General features: G+C 48.9%; 12 protein-coding genes. 2 read left to right on the forward strand and 10 right to left on the reverse strand.

Translation table 11 applies throughout. The features are described from left to right. Positions 1 to 36 precede the first annotated feature (36 nt). From ACR0QE_RS09285 to ACR0QE_RS09330, 10 genes are all read right to left on the reverse strand, one after another. Positions 37 to 1,251: a glycosyltransferase family 2 protein gene (locus ACR0QE_RS09285; RefSeq protein WP_432628073.1), complete on the reverse strand. Its 1,215-nt coding sequence runs from the start codon at positions 1,249 to 1,251 to the stop codon at positions 37 to 39. A gap of 49 nt (positions 1,252 to 1,300) precedes the next feature. Then, positions 1,301 to 3,214: a GGDEF domain-containing protein gene (locus ACR0QE_RS09290; RefSeq protein WP_432628074.1), complete on the reverse strand. Its 1,914-nt coding sequence runs from the start codon at positions 3,212 to 3,214 to the stop codon at positions 1,301 to 1,303. A 31-nt stretch (positions 3,215 to 3,245) separates the two neighbouring features. Then, complete coding sequence (locus tag ACR0QE_RS09295) at positions 3,246 to 4,562, reverse strand: hypothetical protein (RefSeq protein ID WP_432628075.1); 1,317 nt, start codon at positions 4,560 to 4,562, stop codon at positions 3,246 to 3,248. 56 nt (positions 4,563 to 4,618) lie between these two features. Further along, positions 4,619 to 5,656: a metallophosphoesterase gene (locus tag ACR0QE_RS09300; RefSeq protein ID WP_432628076.1), complete on the reverse strand. Its 1,038-nt coding sequence runs from the start codon at positions 5,654 to 5,656 to the stop codon at positions 4,619 to 4,621. A gap of 95 nt (positions 5,657 to 5,751) precedes the next feature. Then, the gene (locus ACR0QE_RS09305; protein WP_432628077.1) at positions 5,752 to 6,714 is read right to left on the reverse strand and encodes a glycosyltransferase; all 963 of its coding nucleotides are present in this window, start codon (positions 6,712 to 6,714) and stop codon (positions 5,752 to 5,754) included. A gap of 260 nt (positions 6,715 to 6,974) precedes the next feature. Beyond that, entirely contained in the window at positions 6,975 to 8,483 is a 1,509-nt protein-coding gene (locus ACR0QE_RS09310) for a Na+/H+ antiporter NhaC family protein (protein WP_432628078.1), read from the reverse strand. Positions 8,484 to 8,519: 36 nt separating this feature from the next. Continuing rightward, positions 8,520 to 10,661: an ATP-binding protein gene (locus ACR0QE_RS09315; RefSeq protein WP_432628079.1), complete on the reverse strand. Its 2,142-nt coding sequence runs from the start codon at positions 10,659 to 10,661 to the stop codon at positions 8,520 to 8,522. A gap of 150 nt (positions 10,662 to 10,811) precedes the next feature. After that, a complete protein-coding gene (locus ACR0QE_RS09320) occupies positions 10,812 to 11,057 on the reverse strand; it encodes a response regulator (RefSeq protein WP_432628086.1) in 246 nt (81 codons plus the stop codon). A gap of 18 nt (positions 11,058 to 11,075) precedes the next feature. Continuing rightward, positions 11,076 to 13,151, reverse strand: coding sequence for an ATP-binding protein (locus ACR0QE_RS09325; RefSeq protein WP_432628080.1), 2,076 nt, complete (start codon positions 13,149 to 13,151; stop codon positions 11,076 to 11,078). Then, a complete protein-coding gene (locus tag ACR0QE_RS09330) occupies positions 13,148 to 14,992 on the reverse strand; it encodes an extracellular solute-binding protein (RefSeq protein WP_432628081.1) in 1,845 nt (614 codons plus the stop codon). The genes ACR0QE_RS09325 and ACR0QE_RS09330 overlap by 4 nt, the downstream gene beginning before the upstream one ends. A gap of 301 nt (positions 14,993 to 15,293) precedes the next feature. On the opposite strand from ACR0QE_RS09330, the gene ACR0QE_RS09335 reads away from it, so the two are divergent. Further along, positions 15,294 to 16,415, forward strand: coding sequence for a cobalamin B12-binding domain-containing protein (locus ACR0QE_RS09335; protein WP_432628082.1), 1,122 nt, complete (start codon positions 15,294 to 15,296; stop codon positions 16,413 to 16,415). Beyond that, positions 16,412 to 17,497: a GGDEF domain-containing protein gene (locus ACR0QE_RS09340; protein ID WP_432628083.1), complete on the forward strand. Its 1,086-nt coding sequence runs from the start codon at positions 16,412 to 16,414 to the stop codon at positions 17,495 to 17,497. Before ACR0QE_RS09335 ends, ACR0QE_RS09340 begins: the two co-directional genes overlap by 4 nt. The last annotated feature ends 86 nt before the right edge of the window (positions 17,498 to 17,583 follow it).

The following is a 17,583-nucleotide window of genomic DNA, read 5'->3' on the forward strand; positions in this document are numbered from 1 at the left end:
TGCCGTTCCCAGATTGTTTCAGCTGATGAATCCGCATCAATTCATCAGCTGGAACAATCTGCCCTGACTGCACCACAAATCATACCGGTTCATCCGCAGCGCCTTTGCTCCGCAGCGAACCGCATACGGCAATTTCGCAATTTCTTTTTCATACTCTGTCTGATTGTTCTGATACAATGCACAACACATTCGAAAAACATCCCGCTTCCGCACCTCGTCAAGGCCTCGAAGATTTGCATAACAGTAGTTTGACAGCTGCATCGTCAAACTCTCCAGAAACATCTGGTCATGCGAAAGACCAAGAATTCTGTCTCTCTCAAGCATTTCCTCCACAATCCAGTAGCCCTGCACTGCGGACGGCCGGCCCTGATTCATCGAGGTGATTCCTGTCGAATTTTTTCTCCACAGATACACATTTTCCTGAATCGAAACAATTCTCTGCGCTTTTCGAAAAATCAGGAAGTGAATAATTGTATCCTCAAAGCAGGTATAGTTCGAGGGGAAACGGATCTTTGAAAACAGTTCCCTTCGGTAAACTTTTCCCCAGGGCATTCCAGGGAGATCCAGGCAGTCTGCTCTCCTGCGGCCTGTATATACACATTCCTCATAGATCTGTACAGGACCGCAGCCTCCATTCTCGTCTATGTACTGCCATCCGCCCTGCACGACATCGGCATCTTCCCGCTTCGCCGCCTCCATCAGCACCTCAACTGCATGAGTGCGCAGCATATCATCGCTGTCCACAAACATCAGATATTCCCCGACTGCATGCAGAATTCCCTCATTTCTCGCTTTCGCCGCGCTTCCTCCCTGATGGAAATCAATGACAAGAACATCCGGCATCCCGCGGTAGCGCTCGAGAATCTTTGCAGTCTGATCGGTCGACCCGTCATTGACGAGAATCACCTGAATCCTGTACTTATCACTCTGATTCAGAATGCTCTCCACACAGTCTTCGATATACTTCTCCGCATTGTGCACAGGTACAATCACAGACAGATCGACTGCCTCTTCCGGTGCCGCCATCGGCGTCCATTCTGTCTCATCCGGTTTCGGTTTTGGACAAAGTTTTTCCAGATTTTGGCGGCTGCTTTCCAAGTCGTTCAGACTCTCTGCCTTCCGTTTTCGAAGACTGCCCGCAAAAAATCCCAGTCTTCCACAGCACCGGGCACAGACTGCCACCGCCATAGACATGATTTTGTTTCCCGTTTTGGAATACATCAGCTGATAGGGACGTTGATTTCGTATCATCCGGTACTCCTCCTGCCATTTTTATTTTTTATGCAACCGTTCCACGCTCTCAGGCTTTCTGTCCCTGACCATCCTCGTTCACAGTCTCCAGTTTCTCAGCTGTCTCTGATTTCTCTTTGTTCTCAGCCTCTCCTGGGTTCTCGGAATTTTCTTTATTTTCAGAATTTTCCGTTTTTTCTTCACTCTCCTGCTGTGCTTTCATCTTCGCATCATAGATGTCGCGAATCTTTGACTGGGCACTGCGAAGCAGCTCTCGAATCTCATATGTTCCGACTTCCGTCGTCGTTGACCAGGACGCCGTGTACTTGATCGGATACTCCGGATTCAGCTTGTTGTACTCCTCCACCTGACTCTCGAGAATCTTGAGAATTACCTTTGCCTTCTTATCACTGCACTCATCAAAAAATGCAACGAACTGTCCGACACCATTGTAACCAATCATACCATCGGTATCTCCCATCAGCTGAACAAGACCGGAGAAGTCGCGAAGCATTCCATCTCCAACGGTATAGCCAAACCGCTTTGAGAGTTCCGACAGGTTGTCCAGTTTTAACGAGAAGCAGGTAAAGTCTTCCGGAAGAATCTTCTTTGCCATGTCATCGATATAGACATTGAGTTTTTCTCGGTTCGGAAGTCCGGATTTCTTATCCGTGTACAACAGGTAATCCACAATATCTGAGGTTCTTCCGAGGACGATTGCACCACAGCATCCGACTACAAAGAAGAATACCAGAGCAATCACACTGTAAAGTTTGATATTGATCGACGGAGCGACACGTACAGAACTGATCATCTTCAGATAATCTGCACTGATGTAGAGGTTCAGCTCCTTACTGCTGATGTTGACAATCTCATAGTATTTCTCAAGCTGCGCCTCATAATCGTTGATGAGTCTCTCCATCTCGGCATGCTCTTCCTCGGTTCCGCTGCTTCCGGAACCAACCGACTCAAATGCCATAAGGATCTCATCGAGAAATGCGCGGTCAATCTGATCTGCCGCGATCACTTCATCAATCCCAACCATCTCCAGAATCAAGCCATCGTAGGTCGTCTCCGCCTTTTCACCGGAACCGGCCTCCTCGATCTCTTTCAGGATATAGCTGGAAGAGACATTCTCTCCATCTTCCGTAAAGTAGCTCTCCAGAATACCGGTATTCTTCTCCACATACTGCTGGATCAGACTGTCGATCTTCTGGCGGCGCTCGGTCTCCACGGTTTCCTGCTGATTCGAGGTGGTGATGCTGTTTGCCAGAAACTTTCTCAGCACTTCTCCGTCCCTTACCTGAGGACCGTTGAGGACTTTTGCATACAGCTCCGGGATCGTATATTTCTTGAAATCCGTGTAGATATCAAAGAGATCTGAATATCGATATCCCGTCTTGGAAGAACGGAAATTCGGATAATTCTCCTTTTTCGCCTCCAAGAATTCCAGCATCGCGTTCGTGTCATCCTCAAGAATGCGGATACACTCGTAATAGTCGTAACCACTCTCAAGAAGATTCGACGACGGATTCAGAGACAATCTCTGCTCAATATAATTTTCTGTGTAGTAGGTACAGTAACTCTGCATAATCGCGTCGAGCATATTCCGGGCATAACTTCCCCCCTCTTTTCCACCTACTACCAGACTGACCTTATAGGTATCCGGAAAGTAAGTAACTTCCTCACCTTTCTCAATCAGCGCCTCATTCAGTTTTTCCTGCTCATCCGGAATCACCTCATCGACCCTACAATTCGATCGAATTACATTCAGCTTTCCGGAACTGCCGAGAGAATCGATCGCCTGTGAGATCACTGAAGACGAATAAATCTCATTTACATCCAGTTTTCTTCCATCCGGCGTAAGTCCATCTTTGATTCCATCATTTGTGTATTTGATAATCACGGATGCCGTGTACTGCTGCTTTCCCTGGGCGTACATGTAAATCATGATTGCACCGGCCACAGCCATCAGAAAAATCAAGGCGCTGAACCTTTTCAGATATCTGAAAATCTCAAATTTTTTCACTTGCTCGTCCTTTCTTTTCCTTTCTGTTTGTTCTCATGTAAACAAAGACACAAACACCTGCCATCACAATAACCGCCTGCATCAGAGTTTTCTTTGCATTGATCCGCTGTGCAAAAGACGCATCGTTGTAGGTAAATGTAATGTAGTTCTGCGATTTGTATTTTATGTACGCCTTGTCGAGCACAAACAGATCTTCGGAGATGCTGTTGAGTTCCTCCTCGAGCTTGTTGACCATCCCCTGTGCAGCACCGAGACGGTCCCAGTTGTCCGCGCTCTCATTGATTTTCTGAATAATATAATTTGTAGTAATAATCTCCGACTGATAATCCATCGAAGCACCCAGAGAATCATCTGCGGTGCGCGCCATCTTATCCATCGCTGTCTTTGTTCTGGACATGTAGTATTCCTGAAGCTCATCCGTGGTCGGAATCATAACGACAGCTGTCATGGATTTTTCATAGATGGAAATTCCATTCTTATTGGCATCGTAGTATGCCATATTTTTGCGCGCGGAGATATCATCGATCTTATTCTTGTACTCCAGAATTTTCGTGAGAACAGAGGGATCTCTCGCAACACCGCCCTCAACCACAAACGCCATCGCATTCGGGATATCATAATTGATCAGGTTATTGACCCGTTTTCCCATTGTTGTAAAATTGTTCGAAGTCCGGTCACTGTTCTCCGAATCAATAAAACTCTTATTTTCATCAAGACGCGCATTCAGATATCTTGACAACTGCTGGGCACGGAGCTGAATCTCATTCAGTCTCAGATACGGCTCGCACTCAGAAGTGACCTCCATTTTTTCTTTCGGAATTTCCTGATTGTCACAGTAATTCTCAAGGAAAAAGGCACGGTACGATGCACATACCCCACGCAGAAGATCCATCGCCTTTCGGTTTTTTAAATCCAGCGAACTCGCATTCAGATAAATATAGTACGTCGTGGTGATGTACTCACCGGAGCCACCTATATTTCCGGTGTCAATCGGCTTAAGGGAGAGGCATCCGGCCAACTGACTGCTCGTGATCGTTCCCTGAAGACCGACGCGCTCAATGGCATTTTGGAGAATGTCATCCGACACAATCTCATACGAATTAAACCGCGTCTTATTCGGGCTGAGTCCCTGTGAGGCCTCCGAATAGTTAAAATAAATATCTGCACTCGCCTGGCTCCGGCTCTCAAAATAATGAATTCCGCCGAATATGATGCACAGTGCTATCCCGCAGAAAAAAAGGCGGTACTTATTCTGCCAGATCAAGCGCAGAATATGTTTGATTCTCTCTTTCAAATCGTCCATTCCATCCCGCCTTTCCCAGTTTTTCTAATTTTTTCATTTTTCAAATTAATTTTAAATCAATCGACATCGATAACAGATACTTCCGGCACATTGTTGATTCTCGGCCACCAGCTCGAATCTCCCAGGCCACGGCTGACAATCAGGTGCGCCTTATTCGAGAGCGTATAGTCTCCCCCCGCATACTCAGGCAAAAGTCCCTCATCCGGCGAATACAGCGCGCCTACTTTCGGCAGGCGAACAAGACCGCCGTGTGCATCTCCCGCCAATCCGAGTTCAAACGAATACTGCTCCAGAATGTCCGGAAAATACGTCGGCACATGAGCGATACAGATCTTAAAATCGCTGTTGTCCTCCGCCTCAAACTGATCCATTCTTTCCTTCGCACCGTATTTTTCAAAACTCGACGGATCTCCGTCCAGTCCGACCACACCAATCGTATTGTCATAAAGTGTCAGGTCATCCGATTCATTGATCAGGAATCTCATTCCCGTGCTCTCAAAACGGTTGAGCAGATCTTTGTCCTTCTGAATATAAATCTTTACATCTTCATGGTTGCCGAGCACCCCATACGTCGGAGCGATCTCAACCAGTTTCTGGCACAGTGCCACCATATTGTCATAACCCGCCACATCATCAATCACCAGATCACCGCCAAGAATAATCAGATCCGGAGCCAGCTCCGTGATGTCCTGAATCAGCTCCTGATTATCCTCCCCGTACTCTCTCAAATGGATATCCGACATAAAGATAATCCGGATGCTGTGGCTGAGCTTTCTGGAATTAACCTGATAAAATTCCATTGTGTAGTGCGTCTTGTTGTAAATAATGTTTGTCGCAACTCCCGCCCCGATTAACAGAATCACCCCGAAAACAACCGCAATATCGGACCATCTGATCTTTCTCTTCTTTTTTGCGGACTCTCTTCGCCGAAGCAGCCTTAAGAATGCCTTCTTTTTCTTTGCATCCTGCCGCATCTCTGTCAGTTCATCTGAAATCTCGTCCGAGATTTTTTCGATCGTCTCCGGATCTTTCTCAGGTGCCTTCTCGGAAGTTTCGGACACTTTTTCTTTTCCCGCAGGCAGGATCCGTCTCAAGAATCCGGACTTTTTTCCTGTCTTTTCTGAACTTTCTGTATGTTTATTGTTCTTTTTAATGATCGTTCACTCCTCCGATTGTAATTCCGATTTTCTCACTTCTTTGTTCTCGCATACATCTCCGGCGCCAGCAAAAACAGCAGCGCCTTCAGTTTTCGCTTTGGACGAAACGCACACTGAAAAACCGTCATTCTGTCTATACCAAGACTTTTGCGGTTCTTTGGTGCACAGTCACAGTAACAATCGATATACTTCCACGAGAGATCATCCTCGAGCAGACGCTTAAGCCTGCGCGGTTCCACGCTCTGATACGATTTTCTCTGTTCTTCATACGTCGCAATCCGGTCCTGAATCTTCTTCATACTCATCGTGCTGGAGTTCATGATTGACCCGCTTCTCGTGTTATCATAATGATAAAACGCAAAGTCTGTCAACACCACTTTCGATGCACTTAAAAGAACTCTCGGGGTGAACTCCTCATCCTCATGGAGGATACCCTTTTTGAAACGGAAATGATGATTCTCAAGAAATTCTCTGTTGAAGAAATTGCGCCACGCCTCCACGCGGAGTGCTCCACCCTCAAGACAGCCTTCTAAATACTCTTTTCCCGTGTAGACCTTGTGACACTCAAACCGCTCGGCGGCAATCCGCTCATATCGGTCCATCGCTTTTGACGGACGCATAAGCTGTATTCTTCCAATCACGATGTCCGCCAGAAACTGCTCGGCTTCCTGCAAGAGCGCAGAACAGGTATCTGGTTCAATGAAATCATCGCTGTCTACAAACAAGATATACTCTCCCCTTGCGCGGTCCAAGCCAAAATTTCTCGCATCGGACAAGCCACCATTTTTCTTGTGATACACAGAGATCTGCGGATTCTGCCGCGCATAATCGTCACAGATCTTTCCGCTCTGATCGGTGCTTCCGTCATCAATCAGAAGAATCTCTGTCCGATCGAGGAGGTCTTGTTTTAAAAGTGACTGGATACAGCGCTCCAGATAGGCCTCCACATTGTAAACAGGGACAATCACGGAGACTTGGATTTTGTATTCACTCATAGGTTATATTCCTTTATTTCTATCAATCAGTTTTTTCTGAAAAAATTACTACGTCAATTATAGAACTAAATGAGAAGTTTGACAATTCATCTCATAAATAAATTCGACTGTATTCTCGTTAATTAGACAAAATCTCTCTTGAAATGCTGCTCCATCCGGGAGAATTTCCCGAGAAAAACGGATTTTTTTATAGAAAAATCCTCATGCCCGCTATACAGGTATGAGGATTTTTGATTGTCATTTCTGTCTTTTCTTTTTCTTTATCTGTTCTCAATATCTCTCCCGGAAACAAACTTGCGGATTCCGAGAAGCAGACCGAGAAGAATTACTAAGCAGATCGCAAGCACAATCCATGCATTTCTCACCGTTCCGGCAATACAGTATCCGACGAATGACACCGACGCAGACACAACCACATACGGAATCTGGGTCGTCACATGGTTGATGTGGTCACAGCGCGCTCCGGCAGAGGACATGATCGTCGTGTCAGAAATCGGAGAGCAGTGATCTCCGCAGACTGCTCCTGCAAGGCAGGCAGAAACTGTGATTACGAGAAGCTCTGACGGCAGGTTGATTCCCGCAACGATCGGGAGCAGGATGCCGAAGGTACCCCAGGAAGTTCCGGTTGAGAATGCGAGGAAGATTGCAACCACGAAGACAATCGCCGGGAGCAGAGCTGTCATATGTGCTGCGCTTCCCTCAAAGATCGCGCTGACATACTCGCGCGCACCGAGCATATTGGTCATCTTCGAGAGCGTCCACGCAAATGTCAGAATCAGGATCGGTCCAATCATCGCCTTAAATCCATCCGGGAAAGCATCCATGCAGTCCTTAAAGGTCAGGACTTTGCGGCTGACATAAAACACGATCGTGAACAGCAGAGCTGCCGCTGATCCCATCGAGAGGCTCAAAGAAGCGTCCGATCCGGCAAATGCCTTGACAAAACTCTCGCCCTCAAAGAATCCGCCTGTATAGATCATTCCAACCACACAGCAGGCGATCAGCACAATCACCGGAACTGCAAGGTCAATCACCGTTCCCTTCGTCGAGATCGCTCTCATTGAACCATCGTCCTCCACCTTGGTTCCGCAGGTGAAGAGATCTCCCTTTTTCGCGTTATCCTCATGCTTTTTCATCGGTCCGAAATCGATATCGAGACAGATGATCATCAGAATCATCGCGATTGTCAGCAGGGAATACAGATTGTACGGGATCGTCTTGATAAAAAGGTCAAGTCCATCCGTGTCGGAGGTCACACCTGCGACTGCCGCTGCCCACGAGGAGATCGGCGCAATCATGCAGACCGGCGCTGCCGTCGCATCAATGATGTAGGCGAGTTTCGCGCGGGATACATTGTGTTTGTCCGTGACCGGCTGCATGATGCTGCCGACAGTCAGACAGTTGAAATAATCGTCCACAAAGACGAGAACACCGAGTGCAAAGGTCGCAAGCAGCGTTCCCCGTCTCGTCTTAATCTTGTCCTGCGCCCATTTTCCGTAGGCTGCGGAGCCACCGGCGCGGTTCATCAGCACAACGATCGTTCCGAGAACAACCAGGAAAATCAGAATTCCCACATGGGATGCATCTGCAAGTGACGCGATGAATCCCTCCTCAAACATCGTCGTGTACGCCGCCACGACATGAAACTGTGTGGCAAACAGCGCAGCGGTGACAATTCCGATAAATAAAGAACTGTACACCTCCTTTGTAATCAATGCCAGCACAATCGCCACAATCGGCGGCACCAGCGACCAGAATGTTGCATACATAAACTCTTTCCTCCATTGTTTTCCCTGTTTTTCTTCTTATTTGTCAAGAATCTCCTTGATCGTATCAAACATTGCATCCACATTGATCGGTTTCGCAATGTGGGCATTCATTCCCGCCTCAAAAGCCTTCCGGCGGTCTTCCTCAAAGGCATTTGCGGTCATCGCAATGATCGGAGTCTGACTTCTCTGATTTTTCAGCTTTCGGATTTCCTTAGCTGCCCCGTATCCATCCATATTCGGCATCTGGATATCCATCAGAATGACATCGTAATAATGTTCCGGTTTTTTCTGGATCTCCTCAACGCAAAGTGCTCCGTCGGCGGCGCGTTCCACCTCAAATCCTCTCTCCTCAAGAATTGTCTCCGCAATCTCAGCGTTGAGATCATTGTCCTCCGCAAGAAGCACACGTTTTCCCTGAAAACATTTTTCCCTGCGGTCCGCAGAACTTTTCGCGGAACTTTTCGCGGTTTTGTCCGAAGTTTCCGATTTCTGACTGTCGGGAATCTTCTGGCTTCCCCAGTCGGATGCCGTCAGATCCTGCACCTGCTTTTGATCGGCAAGCTCAAGCGGAAGTCTCACGGTGAACGTACTGCCCTTTCCCGCCTTGCTCTCCACCTCGATCGTTCCCTCCATCAGATCTGTGAGTGCCTTTACAATCGGAAGGCCGAGGCCTGCGCCGACCACTTTGCTCTCCGTGCTCGTTCTCTCCCTCGTGAATTCCTCAAAAATGTGCGGGAGATACTCTTCGCTCATTCCGATTCCGGTGTCCTTTACCACAAAACAATACTCTGCATATCCCTCTTTCTCCGAGTTCTCCTCTGTGATGTTCACAGTGATCCGCCCGCCATCCGGCGTGTACTTGATCGCATTTCCAAGAATATTCAGAATAATCTCCCGAAGTTTCGTCTTGTCGCAGACCAGATACTCATGGCGGACATCAAGCCGACAGGAATAATCCAGATTTTTGGAGCGGATGGTCGGTTCAAAAACCGCATTCAGGGAATCGACGAGATCCCTCAGACAGCCTGTCTCCAGTTTCAAAGTCGCCTTTCCACTCTCAATCCGCGCCATCTCCAGCACGTAGTTGATCAGCGAGAGCAGAAAAGAACTCGAAATCTGAATCTTATCAATATACTCGACAACCTTCTCCTTCTCATCGATGTGTTTCTTCAGGAGATCAGAAAATCCGATGATCGCATTCATCGGCGTCCGGATATCGTGGCTCATGTTAAAGAGAAATCTTGTCTTCGCCTCGTTCGCGGAGCGGGCCTCCTTGGCTGCCTTCTCCAGTTTTTCTGCATGAAGGGCATCTTTGTACCTCTGCATCTCAAACTGCCAGTAACCGAGCGTCAGAAGAAAAGCCAGACTGAATGAGAACAAAATCCCCGAGACAATCTGCTGTATGCTCACCCAGCCCTTATCCGGCACAATGTCAAAATACCAGGTGTCGTTGGGCACCTCGCACGCCACACTCAGCTTGTCTTTCCGGATCATCTCCCCGTCCGCGCACTGGGCAATCACCATCTTCTGCCCACTCGTGGGGTTCTGCTTCCAGATCTGATAGTGGTAACCGGTATCTTCTAATTTATCCAGTTCCATCTCATCGATAAATCTCTGCCAGTTCAGAACAAGGATCGAAAATCCCCAGAATTGCCTCTCTCCCTGCGCGTCATCCCGGTAAATCGGGTCAAACAGCAGGACTCCCGTTCCGCCCTGGACAAGCTCAAACGGACCTGCTATCGTATAATGCCCGCTCTCTTTCGCAAGACGGGCCTCCTGCCTTCGCTCCGGGTGTTCGAGCATGTTCAGTCCGACGGAAGCTTCATTGCCCTTGAGCGGGTAAACAAGGTTGACGATTCCGTCTTTTGCGATCTCATGCGCCTCAATGACATTTTTTTCATCCTGCATGAACTGGGACAGCAGAGCGAATTGGCTGCTGTCCACCTCCAGACCGGATTCCACCATTTTTTTCATCAAATCGGACTCTGCCAGATATCTGTTCAACTGGGATTCCACCCTGCTCACGGTCGACTCTGCCGTGTAGACCGCCTTGAGCCGTTCTTCCTTTTCCTGATTCTGGTTCAGAAGGACAGATGCCCCCATTACGGTCAAAAACGCAATGCCGAACACAAGAATCGCCCGCATCCGTATTGTCTTTTGATCTGTTTTTTTCTTCATATAGTTCTTAATCTTTCTGTTTCAACCGGCTTTGCGCGGTCTGTTTATTATTCTGCTATTTTACTCTGCCGCTTTAACTTGATGCTTATCCATGATATTACTATACCACAGAATTGCCGGATTTGTTACTGTTTACGCGCCTTAAGGGCATTAAGATTTTTCCGGCATTTCCGAGAGCACCCTCTCCAGAGTCTCCTCCAGTTTTTCCATATCAACCGGTTTTGCGACATGGGCATTCATTCCGGCTCTGAGCGCCTCCTGAATATCGTCGACAAACGCATTCGCGGTCATCGCAACGATCGGGATCGTCTTTGCGAGAGGATGGCTGCTGTTCCGGATCGCTCTCGCCGCCTCATATCCATTCATCTCCGGCATCTGGATGTCCATCAGAATCAGCTGGTATTTTCCCGGTTCTTATTTTTCAAATGCCGCAAGGACACTTCGTCCGTTCTCACAGATGTCACAGGTTATGTGGTCGATCGCCAGAATCTCTGTCAGGATCTCCGCATTCAGCACATTGTCCTCCGCCGCAAGGATATGGATTCCGCCAAGAAGCTTTAAGGCCTTCTCTCTGTCTGCTCTCCCTGCCTCTTCTGAGTGATCCGGGCGGTCTGACCGATCTTCTCCCACCGTCTCCGAAGAAAGTTTTTCAAAAGATCCCGCAGCTGCGGTTTCCCTCACAATCTTCAGTGCAAGTTCCACCGTGAATACCGATCCTTTGCCCTCCGTGCTCTCCACCTGAATCGTTCCGCCCATCAGATCGACGAGGCTCTTCGTGATCGCCATTCCAAGCCCGGTTCCCTGAATCTTGTTCGTCCGGTCATTCTCCTCCCGCGAGAACGTCTGAAACAGATGTGCCTGATATTCTTTGCTCATTCCATATCCGTTATCCCGGACGGAAAACTGATATCTCGCATATCCCTTTTTCCTCTCATCGATCTCTTTTATCATCAGGACAATCTTTCCCCGCTCCGGCGTGTATTTGAGCGCGTTTGAGAGAAGATTTAAGAGAATCTGATTGATGTGAAGCTCATCGGCAATCACCTTGTGATGGCAGATGTCCTCAAGAAGCACCGAGAACTCCTGATGTTTCTTCTCAAACTGCCCGCGCATCACTCCGTCGATTGTCCCGGAGATCGTCTCAATCGTGGTTTCCTGATATTCCAGAGCGGTCTTCCCCGCCTCGATCTTGCTCATATCCAGCACATTGTTGATCAGCGCCAGAAGCTGTTTGCTCGCCAGGTTGATCTTCTCCGCATAGGAGCGGACTCCGGGATCACTCGTGTCGCGAATCAGAAGCATGGAAAAACCGACGATCGCATTCATCGGTGTGCGGATATCGTGGCTCATGTTTGCGAGGAAGGAACTCTTTGCCCGGTTTGCATTCTGGGCAACGTAGAGCGCGGACTCCGCTGCCTGTCTCGCATTCGCAAGCTGGGTATTCATCTCCTTTAAGCGGAGCGCATTCTTTGCCTCCATCTCATAGAGCGCATGACTCTTTTTAAAACGGAGAACAAAGTAGATTCCCCAGAAAATGACCACGCTGAAAGCAAAAAGCAGAAACAGAAACACCTGAATCACCGAAGTGATCATCTGGTCCGTGCTGGTCGCCACATAATCGGAATTCACGAGAAAGAGCACGGTCCAGTTGTAATTTTCCAACCTCTTGAGACAGAGAAAATACGTCTCCGTGCCGATCGCCACATCGGTGCAGGCATAGGACTCCTCATCAAGAGTTTTCTGGACATTCGCCCAGCTTTTGTCATGCGGGTACTCCATCTGTTCGAGCGAATAATAGAGGTTGCGCCCCTGAAACAGTGTCTCCTCATCCGCATTGTCGGAATACATCTTAACTCCATTATTCTTTAAGACGTAAGTGACATTGTGGTTGTCAAAGGCACTGCTCCTGAAATACGAGATCAGGCTGTCCATCCGCTTCATCAGAATCACATGGGTGATCCGCTTTTTCCCTGTATAGGTTTCAATCACAATCTCATTCTTCAGGCGGTACACAAACGCCATCCGGTTGATATCCTCATTGTAGCTCGTCGTCAAAAAGCACTGGCGCTCTTCATCTGAGTCCACTTCCGGCATCTCCGCCCAGATTCCCTGCTGACCGCTGGAATTGTAATAATACCCGCTCTCATCGATCGCCAGAAAATCAAAACTGTCATCGAGAGGATTTAACTCTCTCTGTGCTGCCCAAAGCAGCTCGGACAGCTCCTTTGCATCCTGCACGTTCCGGTCCTCAAGAATGCTCTCGAGCGTAATCACATAGTTCCACTGGTACTCGAGAACGATCTCCAGTTTCTCATAGATCTGCTCCGTGATCTCGCTCAGCTGGTTCTTGCTCTCCTCATAGAGCTGTTCGCTCGTGTAGGAGACAAATTTCAGAATCAGAAACAGAATGACTCCGCTCACCGCAAATGCAGCAAGAAAAATCTTCCAGAAAGCCCCGTCCCGGGCCTGTTTTTTTAAGTCTTCTCTCATGATTCGGGTGCCCCACATTCCGATGTCGAATCATCCTCCAGCAGGTCCGGAGAAATCGTCTCCAATTTTTTCAGATACACTTTCATCGCATCAAGCCCGACAATTCCCGTGTCCCACACTCTGCCCTCCGCAAGAACCTCATCGGTTGCCCCACAGATCACAATCGTGTAGCGCCTGTCGTCCTCCAGCTTCTTTCCGTCCCTCGTCACCAGCACATACGGGTAAGTGTCGCCATCCCCGTGGCGGTCGTATCCGGTTGCGAGCAGTTCATGGATTTTCGCCCCGGTCAATGTGACTTCACGGATCGTCTGATTCCAGCCGGTCGGAAGGATGATGACGATGTCCTCCTCCGTCATGACTCCCGGAAGAATCTCTCCGTTCACTCCTGCCATATTCTGCCATCTTCCCGCCTTTGTCTGCGGTTTCCACTCATTGATCGAGATCAGCGCCCCGTCTGAGCGTGCCATCTCGGTAAATGCCATTCCGACAAGTTTTGCACTCTGTCTCGTGTCAAACGCCTGCTCGGCATTCGCATAATGGTCGACCGATTCGTGGATCACACGGTTCTGGAGATCATTGAGATAAGGAATGATCGTCTCTTTCCTCGCGTTTCCCTTCATCCAGTCCTGAAGCTTGAGCCCGAAATCCGCTATGTAGGAACTCCATCCATTGTAGATTAACGGCGCTGAGTGACCACTGTTGATCTCACGCATCACCTCATTGTACGGGGAAGATTCCGGCAGGGAAAATTCTTTGAGCGAACACATCACCGCAGAATCTTTTCCGAGAATCGCCTCATACCCCTCTATCGTTGACATCACTTCGAGAACGTGGACGGCATCCTCAAGCTTCTGCTTGTTTTCCGGCTTCAAAAGTTCCCTGTTCAGACCGTAGTAACGGTTTGTCAGGCTGATATACATGTTGCTGTTTCCGTCCTCTGACAGATATGGCATGCATGCGTACTGATCTCCGCTCCCGTCCTCATTCTGGCTGAAACGGCTGATTCCCCCGACCAGAAATGCGGTATTTCCCTCACAGAACAGTTCCACACAGCTTCGCTCGCTGATCTCTCCATGGTTTGTGTTGAGGATTCCAAGATCAATCCACTCCTGAACGGCATCCACACAGTCCGCAAGTGCCGAAGCGTCCGCCGACCCGGCGAGGAAATCGTCCTGCCACTGGCGCCCCTGTATCGTATTCAAAAATACCGTATCCGACACATTACAGAAATACTGAAACGCATTTCCGGGAAATCCAAGCTTGCAGATGCTCACCTCCACCCCGGCTTCCCGGATCTTCGGAATCAGCTCACGCATCTGGGCCATGCTCTTTGGCACTTCCCACCCATGACGCTCAAAGAGACTTTTGTTGTAGACGAGAGAGAGCACATCCAGATCATACGGCAGAAGATAGGTCGCTCCATCCACTTCCGTCTCATCCATGCGCGCCTCATTATAATTGTCCGTGAATTCATACTGCGCCAAATCAATCAGATGTGCCTTCTGCCATCTCTCATCCCACTTCTGTGTCGTCGAGTAGATGTCCGGCATGATTCCGCTCTCCAACTGTTTCTTCATGTACGCCGAGGTATCATATCCCTGATAGGACTGAATCTCAAAGCGAATCTCCGGATATTTTTCTCTCACAAGCTCAATCAGACCGCTGTAATCACGGTTTCCGTCCATAATCGTGATCGGCTCATGTTCTTTTTTCTTTTCCTGTGCCCTCAGCGCAGGTCCCGTCTTTCCCTCATCTGACCGCACACACGCCGCAAGAGCCATCACTGCAAGTCCTGCCGCGAGAAGTGCACCCCCAAAAACCCTATATAACTTTTTTCCCATTCTCATAAATTCTGCCGTTTCTACCTGTTCTAAAAAAAAATCCCCCGTGCACTACATCTGAAGTGTCGGAGGCTGCTAGTCATTATATAGTAGTGTTCAAACATCCATACCGCCTATTATAAAAAATGGCACTCGATTTGTCCACATGATTTTTTTTATTCTAATTGTAAAAAAACTATGGTATACTTAAACTATTTGAAAACAAACGCAATGTTTCGAATCTGCTAAGAAAGACAAAGCAAAAGAACTCTGTAAAGATCATCACAATCATACATTGATGTTTTGAGAGGAGGAGGAAACGATGAGTTTATTATGGATGGATTATGAGACGGAGTTTCAAAATCTGGTGGACACCGCTTCTGCGTGCGAACAGAAGGCAGCACCGGATTATTTTTCTTCCCTGAGTAAACGCGTCAAAAAAATCATTTACCGGGATACCCGCTACAACATTGATTTCCTTTACACCGCATACACACTCGGCGACAACAAGATCATGGCCGATTACGCAATCTGGCTGTTCAAGCTGATGGACTCTATTTTTACCCAGAAAACGGCGTCTGAGACTGCCGACTATGTGATCCGGCACCTCGACGCAATCCGCGAAGCCGTCGGCACCACGATCGAACCGGACAAGCAGCAAAAACTGATCGAACTTCTTGACCTCGCCTCCGACCGCATCCGGGAAACCGCCGGTCAGGAGATGACCCGTCTGGCTCACTCTGCTTCCGCCAAATCTTCCGCCCCTGAGTTTGATAAATCCGCTTATGAGGAAGAGATTCAGCAGTACATGGACAGCCTGTTTCAGAAAAATTCCAGAAAAACGCTGTACCTGATCCAGAAATTCACCCAGCAGGGAATTCCGATCAACGACATCTACGTCGAGATTCTCGCGGAGAGCATGCGCCGAATCGGAGAGCTCTGGCACACGGCACAGATTACCGTGGATGAGGAGCACTACTGCACCTCCGTCACCCAGATGGCGATGGCGCAGATGTACCCGGTTCTGTTTGCGAACTCAGAACAGCGCAAAAACCACATGCTCCTGTGCGCCTGCCCCGGAACCGAACTCCACGAGATCGGCGCCCGCATGGTTGCCGATATTTTCGAGAACGACGGCTGGGACAGCCTGTACCTCGGTGCCGCTGTTCCGGAGGACGCGATGCTCGATGCAATCCGCGTCAATCACCCGGATCTCGTTGCACTCTCCGTGACGATGCCCCAGCATCTGATCGACTGCAGAGACTTAATCACTGCAATCCGCAAGGAATTCCCGAATCAGAAGATCGCTGTCGGAGGCAATGCATTTTTAAGTACCGACCACATCTGGGAACAATGGCCGATCGACTTTTACACCAGGGATGCCCGGCAGCTTCTCGCCCAGGCAAATACCTGTTTTGACGGAGACTCATCACTTACATCATGACCTATCATATTTTTTTATGCGATAAAGAATGGGAAATCAGGCGAATCCTGCACGTTTCCCCGGATCTTGAGAACGACCCGGAAAACCCCATTCATCCGGGTGTCAGCCTGACCGCGCTCATCGAAAACCCGGCAAGCCTTACGGACAACGAGGACCTCGATTCCCAGAAACAGCTCATGGTTTTGCTCCGCTTTTGCGGCAGATCCGCAGAGATCCCGGCACTCATCAGCAATTACTCAAAATACTTTCTCATCATCCTCGCCCACGTGAGAAACGAGGAAGATTACCGGGCATTTGCAGACCTCTTTTCCGAGACGCTCTCCTGGGCAGAAGAGAACCTTCAGGTCCCCTATCAGGATGAGTATTTTGAGATCCAGCAGATGAACAACCAGCTCATCAACTCTCAGCGTGCACTTGTGAGAAGCAATCAGCAGCTCAAACAGGTCCTCGATGAGATTCGGGATGCCAATACCACGATCTCCCTGCTCGAGCGCGATGAACTGACCAATCTCTACTGCCTCTCCTCCTTTTACCGGAAAGCCCGAAAGCGGCTCGAAAAAGCCGGCGGTGAGACTTTTGACATCATCGTCCTCGATATCGAGCGCTTCAAACTCATCAATGAGATTTTTGGAAGAAAGACCGGAGATGAATTTCTGCAGGCTGTCGCCATGTTCCTGCTCGGTTTAAACGGGGCGGATCAGGGCATTCTCGCACGGGCATCCGCAGATATCTTTTATATAATGATGCCGGAAAGGCTGAAATTCTACGAGATTCTCGAGCAGAAAATGCCGGCTTTCTTCAAGGCCTATCCGCTCCCCGTCCGGATCAGCGGAAAAATCGGTGTCTACCAGAATGCGGACTCCACGATCCCGATTGAGCAGATGTGTGACCGAGCTCTTCTCGCCCTCGACAAGATTGAACCGCAAGCCTCTTCCCGGGTCGCTTTTTACAACCATTCCCTGCACGAATCCATGCTTCTCGAGCACCGGATTCTCGACAGCGTGCCGGACGCCCTCGCAAACCGGGAAGTGAACTGCCCATTGTCTAAAGCCAATGGGCTTCCTGCTTCACAGACCTCGTGACCTACTATCTCCACAGGCGTTAATTCGGGCAGTCCCCGCCCTATATATTTATTCTTCTTATGCTATTTGTCGTAATCCCTCTGCCA

Origin of the sequence: Brotaphodocola sp., assembly GCF_050873065.1 — a bacterium.
Taxonomy (GTDB): Bacteria; Bacillota; Clostridia; order Lachnospirales; family Lachnospiraceae; genus Brotaphodocola.

Bases quoted from the DNA above. Each gene is read 5' to 3' on its own strand.
- ACR0QE_RS09340 (WP_432628083.1), top strand. From the start codon at position 16,412: ATGACCTATCATATTTTTTTATGCGATAAAGAATGGGAAATCAGGCGA.
- ACR0QE_RS09335 (WP_432628082.1), top strand. From the start codon at position 15,294: ATGAGTTTATTATGGATGGATTATGAGACGGAGTTTCAAAATCTGGTG.
- ACR0QE_RS09330 (WP_432628081.1), bottom strand. From the start codon at position 14,992: ATGGGAAAAAAGTTATATAGGGTTTTTGGGGGTGCACTTCTCGCGGCA.
- ACR0QE_RS09315 (WP_432628079.1), bottom strand. From the start codon at position 10,661: ATGAAGAAAAAAACAGATCAAAAGACAATACGGATGCGGGCGATTCTT.
- ACR0QE_RS09295 (WP_432628075.1), bottom strand. From the start codon at position 4,562: ATGGACGATTTGAAAGAGAGAATCAAACATATTCTGCGCTTGATCTGG.
- ACR0QE_RS09285 (WP_432628073.1), bottom strand. From the start codon at position 1,251: ATGATACGAAATCAACGTCCCTATCAGCTGATGTATTCCAAAACGGGA.
- ACR0QE_RS09325 (WP_432628080.1), bottom strand. From the start codon at position 13,151: ATGAGAGAAGACTTAAAAAAACAGGCCCGGGACGGGGCTTTCTGGAAG.
- ACR0QE_RS09310 (WP_432628078.1), bottom strand. From the start codon at position 8,483: ATGTATGCAACATTCTGGTCGCTGGTGCCGCCGATTGTGGCGATTGTG.
- ACR0QE_RS09305 (WP_432628077.1), bottom strand. From the start codon at position 6,714: ATGAGTGAATACAAAATCCAAGTCTCCGTGATTGTCCCTGTTTACAAT.